The 24,733-nt window shown below is 52.7% G+C and carries 20 protein-coding genes; 8 read left to right on the forward strand and 12 right to left on the reverse strand.

The features are described from left to right. Positions 1 to 29: 29 nt before the first annotated feature. Genes pstC through phoU form a run of 4 tightly spaced genes read left to right on the forward strand, consistent with a single transcriptional unit; the run spans position 30 to position 3,245 of the window. On the forward strand, positions 30 to 971 hold the full coding sequence (gene pstC, locus VFG09_07820; protein ID HET6515051.1) for a phosphate ABC transporter permease subunit PstC: 942 nt from the start codon (positions 30 to 32) through the stop codon (positions 969 to 971). Next, entirely contained in the window at positions 968 to 1,807 is an 840-nt protein-coding gene (gene pstA, locus VFG09_07825) for a phosphate ABC transporter permease PstA (GenBank protein ID HET6515052.1), read from the forward strand. The genes pstC and pstA overlap by 4 nt, the downstream gene beginning before the upstream one ends. Further along, positions 1,807 to 2,571 (forward strand): phosphate ABC transporter ATP-binding protein PstB, encoded by a 765-nt coding sequence (pstB, locus tag VFG09_07830; protein HET6515053.1) that lies wholly within the window; start codon positions 1,807 to 1,809, stop codon positions 2,569 to 2,571. Before pstA ends, pstB begins: the two co-directional genes overlap by 1 nt. Further along, complete coding sequence (gene phoU, locus VFG09_07835) at positions 2,571 to 3,245, forward strand: phosphate signaling complex protein PhoU (GenBank protein HET6515054.1); 675 nt, start codon at positions 2,571 to 2,573, stop codon at positions 3,243 to 3,245. The genes pstB and phoU overlap by 1 nt, the downstream gene beginning before the upstream one ends. 151 nt (positions 3,246 to 3,396) lie before the next feature. Here phoU and VFG09_07840 read toward each other — a convergent pair whose 3' ends face one another. The 5 genes from VFG09_07840 to VFG09_07860 all read right to left on the reverse strand — a co-directional run bounded on the left by VFG09_07840 (position 3,397) and on the right by VFG09_07860 (position 7,205). Further along, positions 3,397 to 4,182 (reverse strand): hypothetical protein, encoded by a 786-nt coding sequence (locus VFG09_07840; GenBank protein ID HET6515055.1) that lies wholly within the window; start codon positions 4,180 to 4,182, stop codon positions 3,397 to 3,399. 126 nt (positions 4,183 to 4,308) lie between these two features. Beyond that, positions 4,309 to 4,527, reverse strand: coding sequence for a hypothetical protein (locus VFG09_07845; GenBank protein HET6515056.1), 219 nt, complete (start codon positions 4,525 to 4,527; stop codon positions 4,309 to 4,311). A gap of 19 nt (positions 4,528 to 4,546) precedes the next feature. Further along, on the reverse strand, positions 4,547 to 5,047 hold the full coding sequence (locus VFG09_07850) for a hypothetical protein (GenBank protein ID HET6515057.1): 501 nt from the start codon (positions 5,045 to 5,047) through the stop codon (positions 4,547 to 4,549). Positions 5,048 to 5,376: 329 nt separating this feature from the next. Beyond that, a complete protein-coding gene (locus VFG09_07855; protein ID HET6515058.1) occupies positions 5,377 to 6,723 on the reverse strand; it encodes an ATP-binding protein in 1,347 nt (448 codons plus the stop codon). A gap of 95 nt (positions 6,724 to 6,818) precedes the next feature. Then, a complete protein-coding gene (locus VFG09_07860) occupies positions 6,819 to 7,205 on the reverse strand; it encodes a YbgC/FadM family acyl-CoA thioesterase (GenBank protein HET6515059.1) in 387 nt (128 codons plus the stop codon). 59 nt (positions 7,206 to 7,264) lie between these two features. Between VFG09_07860 and VFG09_07865 the strand changes: the two genes are divergently transcribed. From VFG09_07865 to VFG09_07875, 3 genes are all read left to right on the forward strand, one after another. Then, a complete protein-coding gene (locus VFG09_07865; protein ID HET6515060.1) occupies positions 7,265 to 7,678 on the forward strand; it encodes a DUF1284 domain-containing protein in 414 nt (137 codons plus the stop codon). Between the two features lie 79 nt (positions 7,679 to 7,757). After that, complete coding sequence (locus VFG09_07870) at positions 7,758 to 8,546, forward strand: inositol monophosphatase family protein (protein ID HET6515061.1); 789 nt, start codon at positions 7,758 to 7,760, stop codon at positions 8,544 to 8,546. A gap of 14 nt (positions 8,547 to 8,560) precedes the next feature. Continuing rightward, complete coding sequence (locus VFG09_07875; GenBank protein ID HET6515062.1) at positions 8,561 to 9,238, forward strand: HAD-IA family hydrolase; 678 nt, start codon at positions 8,561 to 8,563, stop codon at positions 9,236 to 9,238. A gap of 42 nt (positions 9,239 to 9,280) precedes the next feature. Here the strand turns inward: VFG09_07875 and VFG09_07880 are convergent, their stop codons facing one another. The 3 genes from VFG09_07880 to VFG09_07890 form a co-directional block, all read right to left on the reverse strand. Next, on the reverse strand, positions 9,281 to 9,463 hold the full coding sequence (locus tag VFG09_07880) for a ferredoxin (GenBank protein ID HET6515063.1): 183 nt from the start codon (positions 9,461 to 9,463) through the stop codon (positions 9,281 to 9,283). A 227-nt stretch (positions 9,464 to 9,690) separates the two neighbouring features. After that, the gene (locus VFG09_07885) at positions 9,691 to 10,530 is read right to left on the reverse strand and encodes a 1,4-dihydroxy-6-naphthoate synthase (GenBank protein ID HET6515064.1); all 840 of its coding nucleotides are present in this window, start codon (positions 10,528 to 10,530) and stop codon (positions 9,691 to 9,693) included. 294 nt (positions 10,531 to 10,824) lie between these two features. Next, the gene (locus VFG09_07890) at positions 10,825 to 11,349 is read right to left on the reverse strand and encodes a GDSL-type esterase/lipase family protein (protein ID HET6515065.1); all 525 of its coding nucleotides are present in this window, start codon (positions 11,347 to 11,349) and stop codon (positions 10,825 to 10,827) included. 83 nt (positions 11,350 to 11,432) lie between these two features. On the opposite strand from VFG09_07890, the gene VFG09_07895 reads away from it, so the two are divergent. Continuing rightward, positions 11,433 to 11,987 carry a nitroreductase family protein gene (locus tag VFG09_07895; GenBank protein ID HET6515066.1) on the forward strand — a complete coding sequence of 185 codons (555 nt, stop codon included), beginning with the start codon at positions 11,433 to 11,435 and terminating at the stop codon, positions 11,985 to 11,987. Between the two features lie 96 nt (positions 11,988 to 12,083). Here the strand turns inward: VFG09_07895 and VFG09_07900 are convergent, their stop codons facing one another. From VFG09_07900 to proA, 4 genes are all read right to left on the reverse strand, one after another. After that, positions 12,084 to 18,683 carry an amino acid adenylation domain-containing protein gene (locus tag VFG09_07900; protein ID HET6515067.1) on the reverse strand — a complete coding sequence of 2,200 codons (6,600 nt, stop codon included), beginning with the start codon at positions 18,681 to 18,683 and terminating at the stop codon, positions 12,084 to 12,086. A 3-nt stretch (positions 18,684 to 18,686) separates the two neighbouring features. Further along, positions 18,687 to 23,213 (reverse strand): thiamine pyrophosphate-requiring protein, encoded by a 4,527-nt coding sequence (locus tag VFG09_07905; protein HET6515068.1) that lies wholly within the window; start codon positions 23,211 to 23,213, stop codon positions 18,687 to 18,689. Between the two features lie 407 nt (positions 23,214 to 23,620). Then, a complete protein-coding gene (gene mqnB, locus VFG09_07910; GenBank protein ID HET6515069.1) occupies positions 23,621 to 24,325 on the reverse strand; it encodes a futalosine hydrolase in 705 nt (234 codons plus the stop codon). A gap of 21 nt (positions 24,326 to 24,346) precedes the next feature. After that, on the reverse strand, positions 24,347 to 24,733 hold a 387-nt coding region (proA, locus tag VFG09_07915; protein HET6515070.1), incomplete at its 5' end, for a gamma-glutamyl-phosphate reductase.

Raw genomic sequence — 24,733 nt, forward strand, 5'->3', positions numbered from 1 at the left:
ATGGATTATAATAATACGTCGAGGATTACATGGCGACATCTGCAAAGAAGAATCCCATTGATACAATCTTTTCTCTTGTTACCGCAGCGGCATCGCTTACGGTAATCATTCTCATCATCGCCATCCTCTTTGAACTTTTTCGTGAATCGTCTCCTGCCATGGATAGATTCGGCGTCTGGAAATTCCTCTCTTCCACCGACTGGAACCCCGTCAAGGAATCATTCGGCGCTCTTACGAACATTTATGGAACGGTCCTTACGACGCTGCTGTCATTGGTGATGGCCATACCGGTTGCAATGGGCATCGCCATCTTCGTAACCGAGGTCTCACCCAATTTTCTGAAAGGGCCCATCGGGATTGGTATCGAGCTCCTGGCTGCAATACCGAGCATAATCTACGGCATGTGGGGCCTCTTCACGCTTTCTCCCATAATGAGCGGATACATTGAGCCCTTCCTGAAGAAGATTCTTGAAGGAGTGCCGATTGTCGGCGTCCTTTTTCAGGGGACCCCGATGGGGATCGACATACTGACCGCGAGCATAATCCTGAGCATTATGATTATCCCCTTTACCGCGAGCATATCGAGAGACTCCTTTAATCTTACGCCTGCCGTTGTGAAGGAATCGGCATACGCCATCGGAGCAACGAAATGGGAGGTTGTGAAAGACGTTGTCATGCCTTATTCCAAACTTGGAGTATTTGGAGGCATTGTCCTCTCCCTCGGGAGGGCCCTCGGCGAGACCATGGCAGTCGCCTTTGTCCTCGGAAACAATCACAGAATTACGACATCGCTTTTTGACGCAGCCGCGACAATAACCGTCACCCTCGCCAATGAATTTGCCGAGGCAGATAAGGACATATATCTCTCCTCCCTCTTCTATCTTGCATTGGTGCTCTTCATGATGAGTTTCATAACCCTCGCCATAGCCAAGTTCTTTCTCCTGAAAGCGGAAAGGAAATACTCGCGATGACGAGGGAACGATGGAGAAAAGCCGAAGGATTTTTCGCCCTTCTATTGAGCACCCTTGCCGCTTTCCTGGGCCTCTTCTGGCTTATCTTCATTCTTGGCGACGTGCTTGTGCATGGAGTGAAGGCCCTCAATCTGGGTCTCTTCGTGAACGATCCGGTTCCCCCAGGAGTTGAGGGAGGCGGCTTGAGAAATGCCTTTACCGGACAGCTTCTCATAACCTTTTCTGCGACCCTGATCGGTGTGCCGATAGGAGTGCTCGGAGGCACATTCCTCGCAGAGTATGCGCGCGGTCACAGGATAGCCAGGCTCATCAGCGTTCTCGCCGACATCATGGTCAGTGTTCCATCCATTGTTATCGGCACCTTCATCTATGCTATTCTCGTCAAACCAATAGGTCATTTCAACGGCTGGGCAGGGGCAGTCGCGCTCTCGATCATCATGATCCCCGTCGTTCTCAGGACTACGGAGGATATGCTGTCCCTGGTGCCATGGACATTGCGGGAAGCGGCCTTTGCGTTGGGAGCCCCCTATTATACGGTGATAACGCAGGTGGTTTACCGGGGAGCGGCCACGGGCATCCTGACCGGTATCCTGCTTTCGATTGCCCGTGTTGCAGGAGAGACCGCTCCCCTGCTGTTTACGTCATTCAACAATGCATTTTTCTCGGTCGACATGAAGCAGCCTGTGGCCTCCCTGACGGTCACCATTTTTCAGTATGCCATGGGGCCTTATGAAAATTGGCATCAGCAGGCATGGGCTGCATCATTTGTCATTACCCTATTCATCCTGCTCATCACAATCGCCGGACGGCTCATCATTAAATGGAGGTACAAATAGTGCCTGAATCGATCGAACTCGAAGTCAAGGGACTCAATTTCTATTACGCAGGAGATATCGGCGCCTTGAAGAGCATAAGTCTCCCAATCTACAAGAATACTGTTACAGCATTGATCGGCCCTTCAGGATGCGGCAAGACGACCCTTCTTAGGTGCTTCAACCGCATGCATGACCTCTACCCGAAGAACAGATATGAAGGAGAGATCCTGTTCCAGGGAGAAAACATTCTTTCGAACGGGACGGACATCATCAATCTGAGAAGCCGCATAGGAATGGTCTTTCAAAAGCCTACGCCATTCCCCATGAGCATCTTCGACAATATCGCCTACGGGTTGAAGCTCAAGGGAATAACAAGGAGGGCAGAGCTTTCGGAACGAGTGGAGCGGGCGCTGAAACATTCTGTGCTCTGGGATGAGGTAAAAGACAAGCTCAGCGCCAGCGCCTATGAGCTTTCCGGCGGCCAGCAGCAACGGCTCGTTATTGCACGGGCCTTGGCGGTGAACCCTGAGGTTCTCCTTTTTGATGAGCCGACCTCAGCCCTCGATCCGATCTCCACGGCCAAGATCGAAGAGTTGACGGACGTCCTCAAGAAGGATGTCACGATCGTTATCGTCACCCATAATATGCAGCAAGCCGCGAGGATTTCCGACTGGGCAGGGTTTCTCATGCTCGGTGAACTCATAGAATTCGACAAGACCGACAGGATATTCACTGCGCCTTCGGAAAAGCTGACAGAAGACTATGTGACGGGGAGGTTCGGATAATGACTATCTTTGATGATGAACTGCAGCAGCTCAAGGACAAGATCCTGAAAATGGGCTCTTTCGTTGAGGACGCCATAAGGAATTCGATTCGGGCCCTTGTGGAACGTGATAGTGAGCTAGCACGAAAGGTCATCGAGAATGACAGAATCGTCAATACCCTCGATGTTGAAATCGATGAAGAGTCCATCCGGCTCATTGCCTTGAGACAGCCGAAGGCGGGCGACCTGCGGTTCATCACGACCGCCATGAAGATAACCACAGACCTCGAACGGATGGGGGACATGGCAGTGAATATCGCCGAGAGGGCCCTCGAACTCAACGAGGAACCGCTCCTTAAGCCCTATATCGACATCCCCCGGATGAGCCAGATCGGACAGGGAATGACAAAGGACGCCCTCGATGCCTTTGTGACGAAAAACAAGAAGCTGGCCATGGACGTCATCATGAGGGACGATGAAGTGGATGAACTGAAGCATCAGGTCCTCAATGAATTGCTGTTCTTCATGGTCCAGGACCCGTCTACAGCCTCACGGGCGATGAAGATCAGTTTCGTTGCCCAATACCTGGAACGGATTGCAGACCATGCCACGAATATTTCAGAGATGGTGATCTACCTTGTCGAAGGGAAGATCATACGGCACATGATACCGCCCGTCGGTCACCATGAGGCATGACAGAGAATAGCCCCCTGTGATCGTCCCGGCCACATAATCCGAAGAACAGTCTGTTTTGAGGGGACGGTGACGGTCCGCATACGCTGACTGACCAATACCTCTGACCCTTGACTGCAAATCGGACGCCGACTCCAAAGCGGATGGATGATAATTATGTGGGTAAGAAAGGACCCTTCCCCTGAACGATTCTCTGACTGACTTTGGTAAAGCAGGTGAGGTGACCGTCGGTGTAGGAGAGGGAGAAACTGTCATCCAGGAACTCAGCGAGGCAGTCGGCAACACTCAGGATCGTGAGCTGCTTACGGATGACGGAGAGTCTGTAGGCAATGGTCCGGTAGATATCGCACCCTCCGTCGAAAGGCTTTACCGGGCGGTAGATGTAGATGAAGTCTGCTCTCTCAAGGTCGACGTTTCTTATGTCATCATTGATCCATTCCACACGGTCCGCGCTGATCCCGAGGGCTCTCTGAAATATCTGTCCGACGCGGATCATTTCAGCTGAGAGCTCGATCTGTAATGTCCTCCGATGAGGACGGATGCGCTGAAGCAGTAACCCCTGCAGTCCGTTGCCTGCGCCGAGGTCGGCGACAACGGAGTCCGGCCTGATAAAGGATTTGGCCATGATGAGCGGTGAGAGGCCTCCCGGATGGCATGAGTATCCGTTTCCTGTGGCAAGGACTTTCCGTTCAGATGCCGAATACGTTGATCCGGCGCGGTGCAGACAAACGTAGAGAGCGACGAGGGCCTGTTCGGCAGCCGAAGGATCGTCGCCCTTGAGAGCGGTTAAGAAGCCTCTCAGGGAAGAGCCGATCCCTGAGAGATAGGACTGAGTCGTAGCGTCGGCTGCAAGTCCGAAGATCGCCCGTGCTATGGTCCCCATCCCCTGTTCCGGGAACGTCTTTTCCAGTTGATCGTTCAAGTCTTCAGGCAATTCCATCGTACTTGTTTCCCGGTTCTCCAGAGAGCTGACAGAACTCCTCGCAAAAAATAGAGCTAGGAAGGGTGAGGTTCAGGAGACCGCCTTCTTGCCGAAACACGTTACCTCATGCCTCGCGGAGGGCTGTCAGTTAAGACAGATCTCGATGTCGGTGATAGGCCGACCAAAGACCGTGAAATTCGGTGAGGTCACCTTGAATGATACGCCATTCTCCTTGAGAAATTCATAGAAGCTGAAATTGACATCGTACCGGTAGTTGTGGAAGCTGTTCCATAGCCCCTTGATCGTCTCTTCACTCGCATTTGTTATAACGAAGTGACTGTTGTCGACCATAAAGAAGAGCATGTCTGTCACCTCCCTTCCCCTATTTGACGACGGTGAGGCTGAACATCTTCAGCGTCATGTGGGGGCTGCTATGGGTCAGGAAGCTGTCGAGCAATCTGTCGATGAAGGACTGTCTCACCGTCTCATATACATCTACCATCATCTTTATTGCCCTCCCAAACCTCTTTACAAGGAGCGAGTTGATGATAACGGCTGTGATGATTACGAGGATCGTGCAAACCTGGGCGAGGAGGTTGAAGACGGGGTTGATGTTCAACACCATGCACGTTATGGAGAGGAGCAAAGCACCTATCATGCTCAGCATGACCTTTACGAGAAGGCTGTTACACTTCTTGAGCCTTTCGGTCTTCTTGAATAAGGCGAATACTATCTCGGTCTGGAAGAGCTCTTCAGCGAAATCCTTGGCGAGCCCCATCTCGTTCCTTCTGATCTTGCTGTCTATGAGGTTGAGAAGTCTTTCCCTCTCAAAATTGAGGTCTTCCTCATAGCAGATCATCTGTGGCGGTGTCATCTCCTTCATGCTCGGGAACCTCCTCTACAGGAATCTATCATTGTGCATGCAACGGACATGCCAATACTGCAATGCTAGGACCTGCGGGGGACAAGATGGCGACAGCTTCCAATGCCCTGATAGAAAAAGACAAAAACGTGTATGCCCTTTCCCGGGATGAGCACGAATATTGATTATTGGAGAGATGCAGCATGAAATATGTCACTCCTGTGCCAATTTTGTGTTCGTCCTACACTTTTGTCTCCAAGACCCCTCACAAGTCTTCATCTGCCAACAACCCCTGCTCCCTTCCGAGGAGTGGATGCCATTCATCTCTCCCGAAGCAGCGCGAAAATAGGTTACTTCGGCAGGACAAAGTAGAAGTTGTTTCCATACTGCGTAGGCTCATATCCGACCACGCCGTGGTGCATCTCGACGGCATTCTTTATGAAAGAAAGACCGTGCCCTGTTCCTGGTTTGGCCTGAGAATTCGAGCCGCGGTATTCATCCTCAAAGATCTTCTCCCGTTCTGCGGGAGGGACGTGGGGGCCGGTGGTAAAGACGTTGTATTTGATTCCGTCCTTGCCTGGCCCGAAAAAATCCCGAATGATCTCCCGGCCGTAGGCCATGTACTTCTTCTTTTCGCCCTCATGGGTGACCACTTCCTCGGTGTATTTCAGGGCATTGGAGAATAGGTTTGCATACACCTGGGCCATGAGGCCCACGTCTACAACGCTGATGACATCTTCGTCGGGGATCCCGCTGGACTGTTCCGACATCTCGATCCCGGCGAGTCTGAACCGTTCGGCGAATCTCTCGATCTGGGGTTTGAGGATGGTCTTGTTCATGTTGCAAGGCCTCGTGCGGAGGGTAAAATGTCCGGTCTCGAAATGACTTCTCCTGAGAAGGGTCTCGAGGAAGAGTGTCATATTCTGATAGTGTTTCTCGATATTCTCGATTTCTTCCAGGAGCCCGTCATTGACCTCCCGCAGCTCAGCAAGAAAGGTTTGCCGTTCTGCCTCGTCACAGCCCCCCTCCGATGGACCCTGTGCAAAGACCTTCTCCAGTTCGACGTTCTTCATGATCTTCCGCTTCAAATGCCTCAGATAGAGCTTGTAGATCATGTTCGGCGCGATGATATTATGTTCAATGTCTGCTACGAGTGACCTGATGAATCTCAGATGTTCGATGTTCTTCTCGACGATGAAGCGGTTGTGTATGTTGAAGCCGATACGGTTGGCATACTTCTCAAAGAAGAGCTCTCCATGGGGTCCCAGATCCCTCACGGGGTGTATTTCGAGGAGACCGATGACATTGTCTCTGAGCTTGAAAGGAAGCTGGTCAGTAAGAAAATCCTTGCCCCGTATCGTCAGCACGAGGCTGTTCCCTTTCGAGTAATAGGGATGGTCATTCGGCCTTATCTCGGGAGGAGGGGGCGTAAGGAGCCCGAGCTCAGGATCTTCGGTCTTTGCGACAAGGACCAGATTGTTCAGCTTTGGGTCTATTACGTAGAGCCGCGCTTCCCGGTTAAAGAAACCCTTAGGGATCGCAACGCAGACCCTGTAGAGATCATCGATCCCGTCGAATTCCTGCGCCAGATCAAAAAAGGTTGTTAACGCGTTATTTTCTGTTTGTGTGAAATCATAGTGGTTGTAATCGACCTTTTTTGTTTGAATCCGCTCCAGGATAAAATTCAGTGTCGCCATATCTTCGGCCTTCCCTGTGAAATCTTCGCCTCCTCTGAGGGGGTCACGCTACAGAACAGACAGGGTCATTTTCATTATAGCAAACCTTTTTTCCGTCAGAGTAATATCCTGATCTCTTCAGGGATAGCGATGGGTCTGAGGTTCTTCCCCACACAGACCAACGTCGTCTTTGCTTCACTTACGACCTTCTCCACCCTGAGGATCCTTTGGGAGAACCGGATAGCAGCGGGTCGAGTGTTCTCGATTGACGTGAGTATGCGGATCGTATCCTGGTAGCGGGCAGGCAATTTGTAATCGATCTCGACTCTGGCAACGACAAAGATGATTCCGTCCTTGGACAGTTTTTTGAGGTCCACTCCCTTCACCAAAAAGAATTCCGTGCGAGCCTCCTCAAGATATTTGAGGTAATTGGCGTAGTAGACTACCCCACCGCAATCGGTGTCGTGGTAATATATCTTCTTTTCATAGGAGTGATCGTCCATGGTCCCTTTATTTTACCTGAAGGATATGGAAAATTTGCTAACCTATGGAGAGGTGAAGCATGCCGAGACTAAGAGGACATCATCTCATCTGCCTCCGGTTCTTTCAAGGTGAGGGGTACTCTCCGGAGTTTGTGCATAACCTCACGGCCGTTCTGAATCTCGCAAGGGACGGGGATATTATAGAGCATTGCGATGGACCGGACGATATCTGCCGGAGATGTCCTCATCTCCACGATGAGAAGTGCCGATACACCGAGACTGCAGAGGCAGAGGTGAGGGGAATGGACGAAAAAGCCCTGAGTCTCCTCCGCCTAGACCGGGGGAAGTTCGTCCGCTGGCGGCAACTAAGGGAAAGACTGCCGGAAGTGTTCCACGAATGGTACGGATTGTATTGCACGCGCTGCGCCTGGAAAGGGGCCTGCGAAAGGGATGAAGCATACAGGCAGTTGGTCAGAGAAAAGAAGGAAGGTTGACTAGTCCGGATTATCTTCATCAGTGGCTAAAGAGGCCGAAGGTTGCGATGAAGAGATCCATGCTGTACAATAGATCGCCATGTATCAAGCACTGTTTCATAGGATAAAGGAGCGTCTCCTGAGAAGGTTGTTAGAGGAACGGTCTGTTCCAGCGACACAACGAGCCCTGGGAACGGGCGCAGCAGGTGATAAGACCTTTCCCATAGACAAGCTGGCGGAAGACATCATAATCGCCGAGTTAGAGTCTTCCGGCCAGGCCTTCTCCATTGTTTCTGAAGAAGCCGGGCTTAAGGAGATCAAGGGAGGGGGAAATAAAGTCCTCATAGACCCCATAGACGGAAGCAAGAACGCCATATCGGGGATCCCTTTCTACTGCACATCGATTGCGATTGCGACAGGGGACACCATTGGGAGCATTGTAGCGGCTTCTGTGGTCAATCTCATCACGGGCGACGAGTTTCTGGCTGAGAAGGGGAGGGGGGCGTTCCTGAATGGGGAAAGGATCTCGACACAGAAGGATGAGGAGTTCCGTCTCGTTGCCTATGAGGCGCAGGCTCCCGCTCAAGATATACCAAAAATCATGCCCCTCCTCGCAAGATCTCACAAGACGAGGTGCCTTGGCGCGACAGCCCTTGACCTCGCCTACCTTGCACGGGGCTCTGTGAGCGTATTTGTGAGCTCTTTCCTCTCAAGGAGTTTTGATTTCGGAGGCGGATGGCTTCTTGTCAGGGAAGCGGGGGGTATCTTCACCGATTTGGATGGTAAAGCCGTCGATGCCATTGTCCTTGACCTTAAGAAGAGTTCGCCTCTTCTCGTTTCCGGAAACGAGAGGCTCCATGACAAGGCACTACGGCTGCTCAGGGGATGACGAAGATGTCGGTAATGAGCGAGCTTCGGAGGTCGTTATGGGGCACCGAGATTCAATTTGTCCTCCTTGACATGGACGGGACCCTCCTTGATAAGTACTTTGACGATTATTTCTGGGAACACCTCGTACCGGAGAAGTACGCCGAAAAGCATGGTATAACCTTTGGGAGGGCAAAGGATGAACTGATGATGAAGTACAAACATCATGAGGGGACACTGAACTGGACGGACATCGATTTCTGGTCGAGGGAACTCGCCCTCGATATACCTGCGCTGAAAGAGCAGATACGGCATCTCATCGAGGTCCATCCCCATGTAGAAGACTTTCTGAGACTCCTCGGGAGACACAGGAAGAACGTCTTTCTCGTAACGAACGCACATATCAAGGTCCTTAACCTTAAGATGAAAGAGACGGAGATCGGCAGGTACTTTGACAGCTGTATCACCTCTTTTGAGACGGGCTATCCAAAGGAGGACATAGGCTTCTGGGAAAAGGCAAGGGAAAGGCTCGGATTCGAGGAAAGGCGGTCACTCTTCATTGACGACACCCTGGAGGTATTGAAAACGGCCCATCGGTTCGGGATTCAGTACGTCATGTATAAGGCAATAGCAAGCTCCAGAAAGAGATCTCCGGTATCAAAGGATTTCATGACCGTAACGGACTTTAAGGAACTCTTGCCGCCAAGGACTTGAAAAGGGGTATGGCCACGCCAAAGACCTTACCCCTTCAGAGGACTATTCGAACTTTATCGCTTCAACAGGACAAGAGTTCGCTGCTGCTTCGCAATCACAGCTGCTGCACTTGTCAGGCCCAATAACCCATGCCTTGTCATCCCTCATTTCAAAAACTTCAGGACATAACTCAACGCACGTCCCACAACCTATGCAGAGATCCATGTCGACGACCGGTGATGCCATGTTTTATTCCTCCTTTTTATTTTTTGTGGCCCATAGCCATCTCTGATTGTCCCTTCGGACTACCGGCACCAAGGGTTCTATTATAATTGTTCCGCCGGACGGAAGGCAATGAGATCATGCAGCCTTGTTCGCTACTTTCTCTTTGCCTCGGGCGGAAGGGTCCTGTCGATGATATCATCGACGGTCACGACCCCCGGCAGGATGCCGTGCTGTCCACAAAGGGGAGGTCACCGAAGAGCGGCATGGTTCACCCCATGAAATATTCTCCTCTCCTCAGCCTTGCGGAAAAGTTCTTCTATGGCACGCATCCCTTCATTCCCCAGGTCGAGAGAGTACTCATTCACATAGAGCTTGATATGCTGCTCTATCACGTCATCAGCGAGTTCCTGGGAATGAGACTTGATATAGTCTCTCGTCTCTTCACGGTGAGAAAAGGCGTATTCGATACTCTCTCTGATGAGGCCTTCGAGGGTCTTTATCACTTCACTGCTGAGGCTCCTCTTGGCGATGATGCACCCAAGGGGGATCGGGAGTCCGGTCTCAGTCTCCCACCACTTCCCGAGGTCCTCTATCTCGACGAGGCCATGAGAAGGATAGGTGAAACGTGATTCATGAATAATCAGCCCCGCATCTGCGTCGCCGCGCCTGACGGAATCCATGATCATGTTGAAGGGCATGACAACAACGTTCTCTGCCAGTGCAGGGTCGAAGAGCTGAAGGAGGAGAAAGGCGGTTGTGAGATTACCGGGGATCGCGATTCTCTTCCCCCTCAACTTTTCTGCAGAAGTCCTGTTTTTCGTCACGAGCAGGGGCCCGCAGCCTCTGCCGATGGCCCCGCCGGAAGAGAGCAGGGAATACCGGTCCCGGAGATATCCATAGGCATGAAGGGAGACCTTTGTTATGTCCAGCTCGGAATTCAGCGCCTTCCGGTTCAGCGTCTCGACATCGAGGAGGATCTCCCTGAACGAAAAACTGCCGGTCTCGATCTTTTTGTGCACAAGGGCATAAAAGATGAACGTATCGTTCGGGCAGGGCGAATAGCCGAGGGTAAAGGTCTGTTCCGCCATTCAGTCCTTCTCCTTTCGTTATGTCTTGTGGCCTGTCATGCCGCAGGAGACGTTAATGTTCTCAAAATTGAATAGACATTTGATGAGAAAATCTCCCCTCGCCCCTCTTTGCCAAAGAGGGGTAATAATCCCTTCCTTTAGAAAAGGGAGGTTGGGAGGGATTCTTTCAGAATCATGCAAATGCCTATTATGAGAACCTCATGTGATTAGCACTATGAGACATACTACACTATTATCCTCAGGGAAAACTACGGGAGCAGGAACGTGCCGGAAGGTCCATAGGTGTTCCTTGGACTAGCCATCGAGGAGTGGAGCTAATACATCAGCCCATGCAGCGTATCCCTTGTCGCTCAGATGCACGCCGTCGCTGAGGTAGTAGTCCTTTACCGGTGCTCCCTCGCGGTCAGTAAACTTCGCATAGAGATCGAAATACCCAACTCCGGTTTCTCCGGCCATCTCCCTGAGATGCGAATTCATTCTTCGGATGGAACCGTCTGATATCCAGGGAATCAGCGTCGGCAGGAGGCTGTGAACGATCATTTGCGCACCCGGATAAGAAGAGGAAAAGTTTTCAAGAACCTTTTTATAGGAACCGAGGAAGGCAAAATCCTCCATGGCCACGTTATTGATCCCTGTCATGATGAAGATGAGGTCAAGTTGCCGGCACCTCTCTATAACCCTGCCGGTCCTGAAGAGAAGACCTTCAACCGTCTCTCCTGCCACGCCGAGGTTGCTGATCTCGTGTGCAGGAAACCTGGACTGCCAGTCAAAGAACTCTATGAGGGAATCCCCGATGAAAAGTATCTTCTTGCGACCCATGATGATAGCCTTTTAAGTCTGCACCTATTATAATTATCTATCTTATATTTATTACCCGGGAAAAGATACTATGAGGAGGTTCTATGGATACTTTTGAGGCGATCAGGACAAGGAGGAGTGTACGCAAGTTTACCGATACGCCGGTTGAGGATGAGCAACTGCACTTAATTCTTGAGGCCGTCCGTCAGTCGCCCTCATGGGCAAACATGCAGTGCTGGAGATTTGTCATTGTAAAGGATGCCGCGGTGAGAGAAAAGATCAGCGAGTTGTCCTATGTCGAGTCTTTTTTTGCACCAAAGGGCTACAAGTCAAATCCTGCCAAGAAGGGACTTGCCGAGGCCCCTGTTGTGGTCATTGCCTGCGCAGATCCTTCACAGTCAGGGGTTATCTGGGACCAGCAGTATTATATGGCTGATATAGGCATTGCGTCGCAGACCCTCATGCTCGCTTCCCGGTCTCTCGGTCTCGGAACGGTATTTGTCGGCGTCTTTGACGAGGAAAAGTTGAAGGATCTCCTGAATATTCCTTCAACCATTCGCATCGTCGGGCTCTTCCCCCTGGGCTACCCGACAGAGGAGAAGGCAGGACCAGCAAGAAAACCGCTCAGCGAAATCGTCTTCTATGAAAAGTGGGGGTGAGATATGGACGTTCCGTGGAGATGCAGGAACAAAGAGAAGCAGAGGTGTAGTGATACTTGATTTAAAACTAGCCCTTATTCGAGGGATTTTCTGGATTCATTTCTCGCTTAATGTGCCTATAAACTTCACAACCTCCAACTTGGTATCCAGTTCCGCTGCCTCTCCATATCTCAGCAGTGTTCGATAGGTGGAAGGCAGGAGCGGTACCCCTTCCCGCATGTTACGCTCACGCGCCCTGAGTTCGGCCTCACCGGGGATAAGGATCTCATGCGCATTTTGTGCGAGCTCTCCCGACTTTGTCTGCTCGATCATACGATCGACTCGTGCCATAAATTCGGCTGAAGACATGAAGAGTTCGGGGTCGATCACCATAAAAAAATGGCCGAAGTCTGGTGGCCTCAAGTCCTTGTACATCTGTTCTCGGCTATGGTCATGGCAGAAGCCCGCCCCGCTCAGAACACCTGCCATCGCCTCCATGACGAGCGCGAGACCATATCCTTTATGCCCCCCGATTGGCACACCAAGGCCAGCTGCGAGATCGGCCGGATCTGTTGAGGGACGACCAAAATGATCGAGGATCCACCCCGGCGGTAACATTTTACCTTCAGCAAGTTGCAAGCCGATCTTTCCTCGTGGCGCAACACTCATCGCGATGTCCAGGAGAATCGGGTTGTAACGCGACGCTGGAATACCCACACCCAGCGGGTTGTTCCCGAATGTTGGAGTGACCCCACCGGTAGGCGCAAGGATCACCGGGCCGTTCGTAGTGCAGAGCCCTATCAGACCTTGCTGTACGGCGAGCCAGACATAATGTGCGGCAGCTCCAAAGTGGTTGGAGCGACGTGCACTTACTATGCTCATACCCGCCTGCTTTGCTTTTTGAATCGCCGTTCGCATAGCAATAACCCCAACCCACTGCCCGGGGCCGTTGTCTCCATCAATCCGCGCACTGATTGATGTCTCATGCTCTATCCGGATCCGGGGTTGTGGATTCGTCACGCCCGAACTGATACGCCGGGCATAACGGGGGATGCTGTCCATATTGTGCGTTCGTTGCCCGCGCAGGCTGGCCTCAAGCTGAACTTCTGTGACAATCGCAGCCCCTTCAGGCGACAAACCGGCCCTTTCCAACGCCTCACGGCCATAGGCCCGCAGGCTTTCCGCTGTCACAAGGACCAAAGGCTTTACCGCGTCCTTCGCCATTGTTTCCTCAGGCTGAACCGAAGCGGTCGCCGTCTTCGGCTCGGTCCGTACATTGTGTGCGTTTTCAGAAATCCTCGCCAGTTCAATAACCGTCTGGTACTGGAAAAGCTCCTTAAGGGTAAGCTGCAACCCTCCCCGATTTGCGAGGCTGATTACTTGAATACTCAGAAGAGAATCCCCTCCCAATTCAAAGAAGTTATCCTCAATGCCTACACGGTCCACATTCAGAACCTGCCTCCATATGTCTGCCAGTGTCTTCTCGGCATGGGTTCGCGGTTCGATAAATGCCCCTAAAAGTTCTTGCCGTGCCCTCTCGGGGTTGGCACAAACTGAGCCTGCCGCCAGGGCGGAAAGGGCTTTTCGATCCAACTTCCCATTCGGTGTCAGCGGTAATGCCTTAAGTGCCACAATCATGGATGGAACCATATAACCCGGTAGCGAGCGCTTCAGAGACTCTCTCAATTCTACTATCACCCGCTTAGGAATCCGCAACACTTCTTTCGGAACTTCAGAAGCAATGGCATGATGAACACTCTCTCTAGGGACAACAAAGGCCACCAATTTTTGATTGCCTCCAGTGGCCGGCATACCACTCTTTACCATCACGCGGGTACCCTCCCCCGCTACCTCACCGGGAGTAATGACTGCGCTTTCACCCACCCACGGATGTTTTCGTAAGGCTGCTTCAATTTCCCCTGGTTGGATAAGGAAGCCGCGTAGTTTGATTTGAGAATCGTAGCGGCCGATGAGCACAATGTTTCCATCCGGCAGATAACGCGCCGTGTCACCGGTCCGGAAGAGTCGGGCTCCAGGGGCATCACTAAAGGGGTCAGACACGAACCGCTCCGCTGTCAGTTCCTGCTGGTTGAGGTACCCCCGGCCCACTCCAGCTCCACCGATATATACCTCGCCATAGACGCCGACTGGCACAAGCTGTCGGAGGGCGTCCAGGATATATACTCGCGTATTCTCAATCGGACGACCGATGGGGACGCCATTTGCGGCTTCAGCGCCAGGGTGATGGATATGATACATGCTCACGATACCCGTCGTTTCGGTCAGCCCATACATGTTGATCAACTTCGCACCGCTTCGAAAGCAGGACGCCCACTCCGCTGGGATATCCGGGGACAGCGTTTCACTGGCGGAAAGGATCAGCCTCAGTCTACTGTTGAATGCAGCTGCCCTTGCGTCAGGCGCCAGACGACGCGCCATTTGAATACAGCTACGCCAGTACGACGGAACGACATCAAGAATCGACACGTGATGTTCACGAATGAGATCAAACAGAACTAAGTGGTCATGGATTTGATCGGTTGTGGCTATGACCACTGCTGCGCCGCAAGAGAGAGGGAGTAAAAATTGGCGAATGGATGAGGAGAATGCGAATGAGGCAGTGTGGAGATATCGATCCTCAACCATAATTCCTAACGCCTCACGCATTGCATGGACATAATGGCAAAGGTTGGCATGCGTGATCATCACACCCTTGGGGGAGCCTATTGAACCTGAGGTATAGATAACATATGCTAAATTCGTTTCTGTCGCACTGCTTTCAGGGTTTTGTTTGCTCTTTCCGTCAATAGCTTGGCAACCCGCTTCCAGACACACCAGTATCGGGGGGACGGGCTCTGAACCTTCGATTTCAGATTCCTTCTGACCAGACACCCAAGGCGAAGTCCCGGGTCTGGCATTCAAGGCGGAAAACAGATGCTCTCCCGTGATAAGAACCGATACCTTGGCATCCCTCATCATAAAGACAAGACGCTCTGACGGGTATTCTGGATCAAGGGGAAGGAAAGCACCTCCGGCCTTTAATACCCCCAGTATGGCCATCGCCATCTCCGCAGAGCGGGGAAGGATGATCCCCACCAGTTTTTCTGGCCCCACTCCGAGTTTCTTGAGGTGCCAAGCCAGTTGGTTGGCTCTGCTATTCAGCTCGTCGTACGTGAACCTCTCATCTCCACATTCGACTGCCAAGGCATTTGGTGTCTTGGACACCTGGTCTTCAAACACGTGATGGAGACAGAGATCGAAGCGATATGAATTTTCCGTGCGATTCCACTCAACCGCCTGCTGGCGTCTCTCTGTGTCATCAAGTAACGGAAACTCCGAGAGACGCCTCTCGGGGTTGGCAACAATCCCTTCCAAAAGTACCTTGAAATGCCTTGCAACCCGCTCGATTGTGTCCGCCTCGAACAGGTCGATATTGTATTTCCACAACCCCTCCAGCCCTTGCTTGGTTTCCGCAAGGTACAGGGTCAGGTCGAACTTCGCGGTTCCGCTAACTGTTCTGAAAGGATGGGCACTCAAACCCGGCGCAAGTTGAAACGGCAGTCCGGTCGTCCATATATCGTCCGACTGCTTAACCTCTCGTATCTCATTTTCTGTGGTTTCTGACCCAATCCCTATGTCAGGAAGATTCTGGAAGGCGAACATCACCTGGAATAAGGGTCCATGGCTCGGATCCCGCTCGGGCTGCAGCACCTCCACCACTTTTTCAAATGGCAGATCCTGGTGCGCGTATGCGCCCATGGCTGTTATACGCACCCGAGCCAGCAGCTCTCGGAATAAGGGATTTCCGGACAGATCATTTCTCATAACCAGCGTGTTCGCAAAGAACCCTATCAAAGGCTCTGTCTCGACACAAGGCCGGTTGGCGATCGGGACGCCTACTGGGAGATCGCTTTGCCCCGTGTAACGGAAAAGCAAGGTTTGGAATGCTGCCAGCAACGTCATGAAGAGTGTCGCTTTTTCACTCACGCTCAACGCCTTCAGCCCCTCGGTCACAGTGCGAGAGACTGTCAATTGGAGTGTCCCTCCTCGATACGTCTGCAAAGATGGACGAGGGCGGTCGGTAGGCATCCCAATCACAGGAGGAACATTCTGGAGCTTCTCCTTCCAGTAGGCAATCTGCTTTTCTAAGACCTCTCCTTGTAGCCACCCTCTCTGCCAGACCGCAAAATCACCGTATTGGACGGCCAGTTCCGGGAGCGGCGACTCGCAGCCTGACAGAAATGCCTCATAGAGCATTGCCAGTTCCCGGTGCAGCACTCTCATGGACCAGCCATCTGAAATGATGTGGTGCATTGTAAGTAAGAGAATGTGCTCTTCAGCGTCCAGCCCGATGAGTGCAGTCCGAAATAGAGGCCCGTGAGCAAGATCGAATGGCCGGCTGACCTCCTCGGCCCCCAGACGAAGCGCTTCGGCCTTCCGGTCGGAAGGTGGCAGCATCGTCAAATCCGTGATCGGTAGTTTTGTTGTCTCTTCTTTGACAATGACCTGTACAGGCTGCCCGCCGACCAAATGAAATGTGGTACGCAATATTTCGTGTCGGCGTCGGATTTCGTTAAGACTTTGCTCCAGTGCATCTTTGTTCAACCTGCCTTTGAGCCATAGTGAGGCGGACATGTTATAGGCGATGTTGCCGTGCTCGAACTGTTCAAGGAACCACAGCCGATGCTGAGCGAAAGAGAGAGGTAAAGGGCCTGTCATGCGCCTCCGTGGGATGCTCGCTGCTCTGGCGCTGGATAGTGTTTCTCTCGAAGATCGCTGGTCACACAGTATGTACCCTTGGGATAAATGACCGGTCGTGCTTCGGGTGATCAGCTTCGCCAGTTGGGCAATGGTAGGATTTTTGAAAAAACTCTCCACAGGCAGGTCGACCTGGAATTCGTCCCGCAGCCGGACGACAACTTGGCTCGCAGCCAATGAGTGGCCGCCCAAGAGGAAAAAATTATCGTGAATACCAGGGCAGTCGATTTTCAGGACACCGGCCCAGATATTTACCAACCTCTGCTCAATAAGCGAACGCAGAGGTTCAGGATCACAATGTTCTGGTTTCTGTTGGGCATTCAACTCCGTCAGACGTAGTTGCCGAGCAAGATTGGCACGCTCCAGTTTCCCTGTAGGACCCTTCGGGATGTCATCCACGATTACTACGTGATCCGGGACTTTGAAATAGGCAAGGTGCGTCGCGACAAAGCTGCGGATCTCCTGAATCAGATGATCGGGCTGGTCTGCTCTAATGCCCGAATACCCAAAGACTTGAAAATCCGGCTTAAGAACTACCGCAGCAGCGACGTTCTCGCCGAGCACGGGATGGGGGACCTTAAAGGTGACGGCCTGTGAAACTGCCGGGTGGTCCATCAGAACCTGGTCCACTTCCCTCGGTGAGATCTTCTCACCTCCCCGGTTGATTATCTCCTTGAGACTGCCGGTGACGAAAAGATAGCCATCCATATCCATGTATCCTATGTCTCCGGTACGGAACCATCCGTTGACAAAAGCGTCCTGCTTGGCCATGGTATCGTTTCCAGGGGACTGTGCAACGTTTGCACCACGGATCACGATCTCTCCTGGCTCTCCCGGCGGCATAATATTCCCCAACTCGTCCCAAATGGCGACCGCGGGTCCCGCGGCTCGACCTACTGAACCGGCCTTGCGCGGATGAGGGGGCAGCCGGTTACTCGCAATTTGAGGGGACGCTTCGGTCATCCCATACGCTTCAATAAACGGCGCACGGAACAGCCGCTCCAATTCAACCATCACAGGCAAAGGCATTGCTGCGGAGGCTGAACGAATAAAACGCAACTTGGCGCGCGCTGTGATCTCGGGATAGTGAAATGCGTTTTCGAGAATTATCTGGTGTATCGTCGGTGCTGCTGAATACCACGTTGGATGAAAAGAATCAAGACACTCGAAAAACTGCGCAGCGGAAAAGCCGGAGGGGTAGACCACACTCGCACCCGCTGCAAGTGAAGCAAAGAGCGTGCTCAGACCGTGGATGTGAAACAACGGCATCACACTGAGACAACGGTCGCTCTCCGTCAGCTGAACCGCAGCGCAGATGTTGTGTGCAGCGACGCAAATGTTCTGGTGCGTCAGCCTCACTCGCTTTGGTCGAGCAGCAGTTCCTGACGTGTAAAGCGCCAGCGCCGCATCGTCCGGCTGGGACAAGCCATGCGTTATTGGAGCTGATACACTCCGACCGGCAAGGGTGAAGAGACCTGCCTCAGCTTCGGCCTGCGGAATCAATTCGAGAACGGGCACGCCTCGCGATCGGGCTACCGCCGCCGCAGTAGCCTCATAGCCTTGCAATACGATCAACGCTCTTGCATTTAAATCTCCGAGATAGAAGTCCATTTCGCTCGCGCGATAGGCGGGGTTAAGAGGTGCGCATACAGCGCCTGATGTAATAGCAACAGAGGCCACAGCCATCTCCGGCCCATCCGGAATCACCATTGCGACACAGTCCTCCCTACTCACACTCAGGGAATGAAGCGCCTCGAGAACGTACTCCACTTGGCGGCTCAAACGGCCGTAAGTCAGAGGTCTTCTTCCCGGGGCAAGGATGAAACTGGCGTTGGGGTTTCGCTCGGCCTGTTCGCGAACCAGCTGAAGGAGACAGTACTGCCGGGCCGGATCCCCCATTTGGACAGGATCAGCGTTCATAGTTCGCTCCCGCCTCTTCATTGCTCGCGCGTGCTGCATAGATCACTCCTCCGGCATCCGCCCAACGGTCTGTGGGGACGAGACGCAGATGTCAACCAGCGCAGAACGGCCGCGCCGCACTTCGCTGAGCGCCTCACGGAGTACCGACCTGAGTTTTGCAGGATCGTCCACTGTCCTGGCCCACAGACCCATTGCTTCTGCCATTTTTGAATAGAGTGGCGGCTTTGGCAGATCGCATCCCGGATAGTTCCCTGTCCGCCTCGCGTATCCGTCAGGAGCTATGCCCAGGATCGCTTCGGTGGTGGCAGCATATGCCTGATTATTGAAGACAATCGTCAGGAACGGGCTTCGGGACTGCTCGGCTGCCCAGTAGGCTGCGAGGGGAGAACCGAATATCCAGGAGCCGTCTCCTAAAGTGCAGATGATGGTTTTGGAGGGGGATGCAAGCTTGGCTCCAAAGGCTGCTCCAAGGCCCCAACCAAGGCCGGACCCGAGGCTTTGATAGTAAGTTCCGGGCGTGTCCAACTGCAAATAACGCCACAGGACTTGGTTGTTACTGACAGCTTCGCTGACGATTACCGTGTCCTCATCCACAATCTCGCTCAAGCAGTACGCAGCCCATTCAGGCGCGATCGGCTGTCGCGCCGCCAGACCGAAAGCTCTCTTCTGCCACCTCGCCCTTTGCGCCTGGTGTTGGGCGGTCAGGACATGGCGGCGTCTTTCAATCCGTGTGCGATCTGCACGGCTCAGCAACCGCTCGACCTCCTCGGCCAAGGCCGACATGGCATGGGACGAGTCGGCCTGAATGGCAAGATCCACTGGGAATCCCCAGATTGGAATATCCCGTTTGAGAGGGTCAATGTCCACATGGATTATGCGGCATGCAGACGGTGGTCTATATTGCGCTGGCACCCATGGAACGTCGTGATCGACGATCAGAACGCAGTCAGCTCGGTGCAAATGGGAACCGGCCGAAAAACCGAGATGAAGAGGGTGACCAGAAGGAAAATTGACTCGGTGGCGCGACTCCACTACTGGTGCAGCCAGCGTCTCCGCGAGTCTAACCAGAGAGGCAGCAGCCTTGGGATTACGGCCCGCATAGGCTACAAGAATCAAAGGTCTATCGGCCTCGATCAGCCACTTTGCTGCCCGGGAGAGGCTGTCAGGGTCAACCGCCAGCGTCGAAATCGCCGGCGCACGATTGGCATCAACAATAGGGGTTTGCACGGTCTGCACAAGCACTTCCCTGGGGAGAGTCAAATATACCGGCCCAGCTGGCTCCGTCCGGGCTACCTGGAACGCACGCTGCACCGCTAAGTGAAGGTTTTCCCGGCAGGTCAGCTCGTAATGCCATTTAACATAACCGTGCACAATGCTCTCCTGGCTGAACTGCTCTTGTATCCAGTGGATATAGCTATCACGCCCACCTGGGAGACTGCCATCAACGGTGTACGGGGCCCTCCCCGCACAGACGACTACTCCGGCGCGGCCCCGCTGTGCGTTATGCAGGTTTGCGCCGATGTTCTGGGTCCCTACGTCAACGTGAACTAGGACTACCTGGGGCCTACCGCTGACCATGAAGTAGCCATGCGCGGCGGCCATAGCCACGGACTCGTGTAGACAGAGGATCAGTTCGGGCGACCGGCGCCCCTGGACTTTAAACTTTGCAATGGATTCCTGGATCGGCACAGTGTCGGTCCCGGGATTGATAAAGATGTAGTCGACAGCGCAAGCGTTCAGCGACTCGAGATACCCGTCGGCTACGTTGTCAACCCCAGGCGGCTGTTGTATTCCCAGGTTGAGATGCTGAAGTTCTGCATGGCTGTCCTCCGTTGACATGGTCTTGATCTCCTTGAGTTCTCTGTTGATTTTCTCTGCCAGCATCCTCACATGCGGTTCTTTCAAAATACTCATATGATGTCCCGGAATGGACTGGATTCCCACACACTCTGCAACGCTACTCCATTCCATATCCTCGCAGGACGGAATTAACCGCTGAGCTCTTGCCCGATAAAGGGTAATACGGCCGGGATATTTTTGAGGGGTATATCTTCTCAGCCACCGAATTATTTCCCGTAAGTTATCTATCGATTCTTCAGATACCTCGGTAGGGTTATAGGGTTTGCGGAGAAAAGTCTTTTTCATTTTATTGTTGGCAATCGTCCAATAATGGCTCAGCCAGAAGGGGAGCGTGTAATATAACCACCAAGGAAGGTTTCTCGCAAAGGCCCTTATCATTGCCGCTTCCCATGGTTTTGGTTTCTCCTTGGAACGATCCGGGCAAGAAGTATCAAGAATTCCGAGGAAGAGGACATTAAGGTTCATCATCTGAAGCTGCCTCGCCATCTCAAATGCCACAAGTCCACCGGATGAAAACCCGATCAGCATGAAAGGTCCATTAGGTATTTTCCCGCGTAATTCACTGACATACTGAAATGCTATTTCTTCTATGGACCGACAAAGTACATCTTCAGCACCCTCTAACCCGTAGACCGGTTGGTCCGGATCCAGGTATTTTGCAAGGTGACGATAGATTAACGTGCTACCCATGACATCAGCCACGCAAAAAAGCGGAGGGTTAGACCCCTTTGGCTGTATGGAAACCAGGGAGGATTGAGACTCCGGTTCTTGATAATTGGTGATTACGGCGGCAAGCTTTTCTACAGTGGGCGACTGAAAAATAGCAGAAAGAGGAATCCTTATCCCAAATTCTCTTTCTATCCTTCTGAAGAGCTGAACGACCATAAGAGAATGACCACCCATATCAAAGAACGAGTCTTCAATGCCCACGGTATCAATTTGGAGCAGCTCAGCCCAGATTCCCGCCAAGACCTCCTCAATCGCATCACGCGGAGCGACAAACGGGCGAGCAAGTGTCGGTCGTGTGCGCCACGGGCGGCTGGCGGTGAAGTGGGCAGCGAGCGCCGCATGATCGACCTTGCCGCTTGGCGCACGCGGGAACTTCTCCCGCATTACGAAGACAGAAGGGATCATGTGCTCAGGCAGTGTCTCAGAAAGAGAGCGCCTGAGATCGCTGACGGTTGGTGCTGGCAGACGAGCTGGCACGAGGTAGGCTACGAGACGCTTCTCCTCGGGTTCCGTTATCTGCTCGTGATTTCCCGTCTCGCCACTCCCTGTGGGTGTCAAGTTGTCGCTTTTGGCGTGGAGATGAAACCGCCCGGAAGGGTTATCCTCTACCGTCCCCAGCGCAAGAACAACTGCCTCTGTGAAGGTGCCCAAGTTGAGCAGGGCAGTTTCCACCTCAATTGGTTCGATCCGGTGCCCACGGACCTTCACCTGGAAGTCCTTCCTTCCCAGGTAGAAGAGACAGCCGTCTGAGCGCATCCGTCCCATATCCCCTGAGAGATAGATTCGCGCCTCTCCGCCGTTCGGATCGGGCAGGAATCGCTTCCGGGTCAATTCGGGTTGGCGCCAGTAGCCTAGTGAGAGGTAGCGGCTCTTGACAGCAATCTCCCCGACCTCGCCGGGACCGACCTTCTGTCCGTTCTCGTTGAGCAAGAAGATCTCTGTCCCTTCAGTTGGGTAGCCGACCGGAATAAGCGCGTCGGTGAACTGGGTTTGTTTATCGATGAAATAATGGCAGTCACTCCCCGTTTCCGTCGCGGCCAGATTAATCAGCATCAGGCATTGGGGTGAAAGATACCGGCGGTAAAGCTCAACATCGCTTCGGTAGACCGGTTCCCCTCCAAAGGTCACCAGGCGGAGCCGGGGGAACTGATCTTCCCCGGTGAGAGAATGTCTCCAATCTCGCAGAAGCCGCCGCCCATTGCTGATCGTGATCTCTTCTTGCTCAAACCACCGGGGCAGGTCTTCCAGTCCCACCGTCCGCAAATCCAATGGATGGAGCGACGCACCGTTCAGCAGAGCGGGGAAAATTCTCCGCAGTGATGCGCTAGAGCTACAGGGGTGTAACAGAGCCAGTCGATCATCCCGGCAAACATGGAAGCTGTTCGTAACCCGTAAGACTTCGAACAAAAGGTTTCGGTGGTTCTGGAGGACTCCCTTAGGGGTTCCTGTCGAACCCGAGGTATAGATAATGTTAACACCATAATCGGGTGAAATCGCAATAGCCGGATTCGTGGAGGAGTAATGAGAACTCGGCGTGTGTAGATTGATCCTTGGGATCTTTCGTGGCGTTAGTTCAGCTGCGGCAGACATATTCCGGGAGTCGGTGAGAATGAGGCTGGTCTGGGAATCCTCGATTATGTAGGAAAGACGAGGCCGTGGAAACCGGGGATCGAGAGGCACATATATCTTCCCTGCCTTCAACACCCCCATTATTGCAGCTACTACCCATGCACCCTGATCCAGTAACAACGCAACCGGTTCCTCGCCTTCGCCGTATTGTTCCAGAATGGCGTCCGCGATCCGGTTAGCTGCCTTGTTCAGCTCGGCGTACGTGAAACTGCGGTCATGACTTCGAACGGCAAGCCGGTCAGGGTATCGCAGCACCTGTTGCTCGAAGCGAGACGGGATTGACTGCTTGATATCCTCTAGGTCAAAGGGCTCAAAGTTATTCGTCGGTGTTACCAGTCGGGCCCTCTTCACTGGAGTGATATCGGAACCACTTGGGATGTCTAATTCTCTCCTTGCTGATTCCAAAATGCTATTAGACTGCGGAAGAGTTCTTTTTTTTGGTTCTTTTAGAGGTTATATTATAGAGTGAATAGTTGGGATATTGCAACTTTTTCTGATAATGCACAGCTTTTAATCAACAGGATAACTAAACGTCAGTCTTTAAGCGTACGCTTCACTAACGGTTTCTTTGCACCAATTGCCTCAGATAACTCGCACCTTGTCGCTTCAAGGTTTCAGTGTTGATTCCAGTCATCACCCCGCTTCGATATCCTGCTCCTTCTCTCGAACTGGCCTGACTGATACACCATGGGATCTATGCCGGCAAGAGCGATGGAGTTCTGACCTCCAAATAGTAAGTCTTTGATATCTGCCGAGGGTCATACAATCTTCAGTATCTCCATTACTGCTTTCTGGCAGTTCTCTGCCGCGAGCGGGATATTCCATTTGTCCCTGTCCCGGTCCTCCACGATATTGCTGATGCCCCGTATCTCGAGCATCGGGACTCCATACAAAGCGCAGATCTGTGCAACGGCAGCGCCTTCCATGTTCTCGCAGATGGCATGGTACTTCTTCTTGAGTTCGACGGCACGTCTCCTTGTCCCAGTGCATGTAGAGGTCGTAATGAAGGTGCCGGACTTGATGGGTGCAATACGCCCGCCAATCTTCAAAACTCTTTTCAGAAGTCTCTTGTCGAGCAAAAATTCATTGAAGAAGGTCTTCCTCCCCTTTCTTAGGAGCGGGATACCGACGAACTCGGTTCCATGGAAGCCATAACCTGTCTGAACCCCCTCATCGCCGTAAACCTCTTTTTCAGCGACTGCCACGTCACCAACCTCAAGTCCAGCGGAGGGATAGGCGCCTCCGATGCCGAAGAGGATTATGATATCAGGTGAGAATTCTTCGATCAGGATTGTTGCCGCATGTGCCGCGTTTGTCTTTCCCATGCCGGAGATGATATACGCGGTTTCTCTTAATCCGATGGTACCTCTGTAGAGTGTTCTGCCTGAAAGGGTCCTCTTTTTCCTAATGCGGTCAACGAGTACCTTCCCTTCTTCGAGGACTGATGATATAAGCCCAAGCATTCTGTCAGAAGCGTCTCAGACTTACTCCCTCAACTGTCCGCTTCCGAAGACGATGAACTTTGTGCAGGTGAGTTCCTCGAGTCCCATCGGGCCCCTCGCATGGATCTTGTCGGTCGATATCCCGATCTCGGCGCCGAGGCCGAACTGGAAGCCGTCATTCAGCCTCGTCGAGGCATTCACAAGGACTGCAGAGGAATCAACCTCCCTCAGGAACCTCATGGCCCTATCATAGTTCATCGTCACGATGGAATCTGTATGGGCTGAGCTGTATGTGGCGATATGGTCCATGGCCTCCTCCATATCCTTTACTACCTTCACATTGAGGATCAGATCGAGATATTCCCGGTAATAGTCCTCTTCTCTGACCTCGGTTATATCGGGATAGATCGAGAGCGTCCTGGGGCATCC

It is taken from the genome of Thermodesulfovibrionales bacterium (genome assembly GCA_035686305.1).
Classification (GTDB): domain Bacteria; phylum Nitrospirota; class Thermodesulfovibrionia; order Thermodesulfovibrionales; family UBA9159; genus DASRZP01.

Coding starts and splice junctions, on each gene's coding strand:
- pstC (HET6515051.1), top strand. CDS start 30: ATGGCGACATCTGCAAAGAAGAATCCCATTGATACAATCTTTTCTCTT.
- pstA (HET6515052.1), top strand. CDS start 968: ATGACGAGGGAACGATGGAGAAAAGCCGAAGGATTTTTCGCCCTTCTA.
- phoU (HET6515054.1), top strand. CDS start 2,571: ATGACTATCTTTGATGATGAACTGCAGCAGCTCAAGGACAAGATCCTG.
- VFG09_07840 (HET6515055.1), bottom strand. CDS start 4,182: ATGGAATTGCCTGAAGACTTGAACGATCAACTGGAAAAGACGTTCCCG.
- VFG09_07845 (HET6515056.1), bottom strand. CDS start 4,527: ATGCTCTTCTTTATGGTCGACAACAGTCACTTCGTTATAACAAATGCG.
- VFG09_07850 (HET6515057.1), bottom strand. CDS start 5,047: ATGAAGGAGATGACACCGCCACAGATGATCTGCTATGAGGAAGACCTC.
- VFG09_07855 (HET6515058.1), bottom strand. CDS start 6,723: ATGGCGACACTGAATTTTATCCTGGAGCGGATTCAAACAAAAAAGGTC.
- VFG09_07860 (HET6515059.1), bottom strand. CDS start 7,205: ATGGACGATCACTCCTATGAAAAGAAGATATATTACCACGACACCGAT.
- VFG09_07865 (HET6515060.1), top strand. CDS start 7,265: ATGCCGAGACTAAGAGGACATCATCTCATCTGCCTCCGGTTCTTTCAA.
- VFG09_07870 (HET6515061.1), top strand. CDS start 7,758: ATGTATCAAGCACTGTTTCATAGGATAAAGGAGCGTCTCCTGAGAAGG.
- VFG09_07875 (HET6515062.1), top strand. CDS start 8,561: ATGAGCGAGCTTCGGAGGTCGTTATGGGGCACCGAGATTCAATTTGTC.
- VFG09_07880 (HET6515063.1), bottom strand. CDS start 9,463: ATGGCATCACCGGTCGTCGACATGGATCTCTGCATAGGTTGTGGGACG.
- VFG09_07885 (HET6515064.1), bottom strand. CDS start 10,530: ATGGCGGAACAGACCTTTACCCTCGGCTATTCGCCCTGCCCGAACGAT.
- VFG09_07890 (HET6515065.1), bottom strand. CDS start 11,349: ATGGGTCGCAAGAAGATACTTTTCATCGGGGATTCCCTCATAGAGTTC.
- VFG09_07895 (HET6515066.1), top strand. CDS start 11,433: ATGGATACTTTTGAGGCGATCAGGACAAGGAGGAGTGTACGCAAGTTT.
- VFG09_07900 (HET6515067.1), bottom strand. CDS start 18,683: ATGCAGCACGCGCGAGCAATGAAGAGGCGGGAGCGAACTATGAACGCT.
- mqnB (HET6515069.1), bottom strand. CDS start 24,325: ATGCTTGGGCTTATATCATCAGTCCTCGAAGAAGGGAAGGTACTCGTT.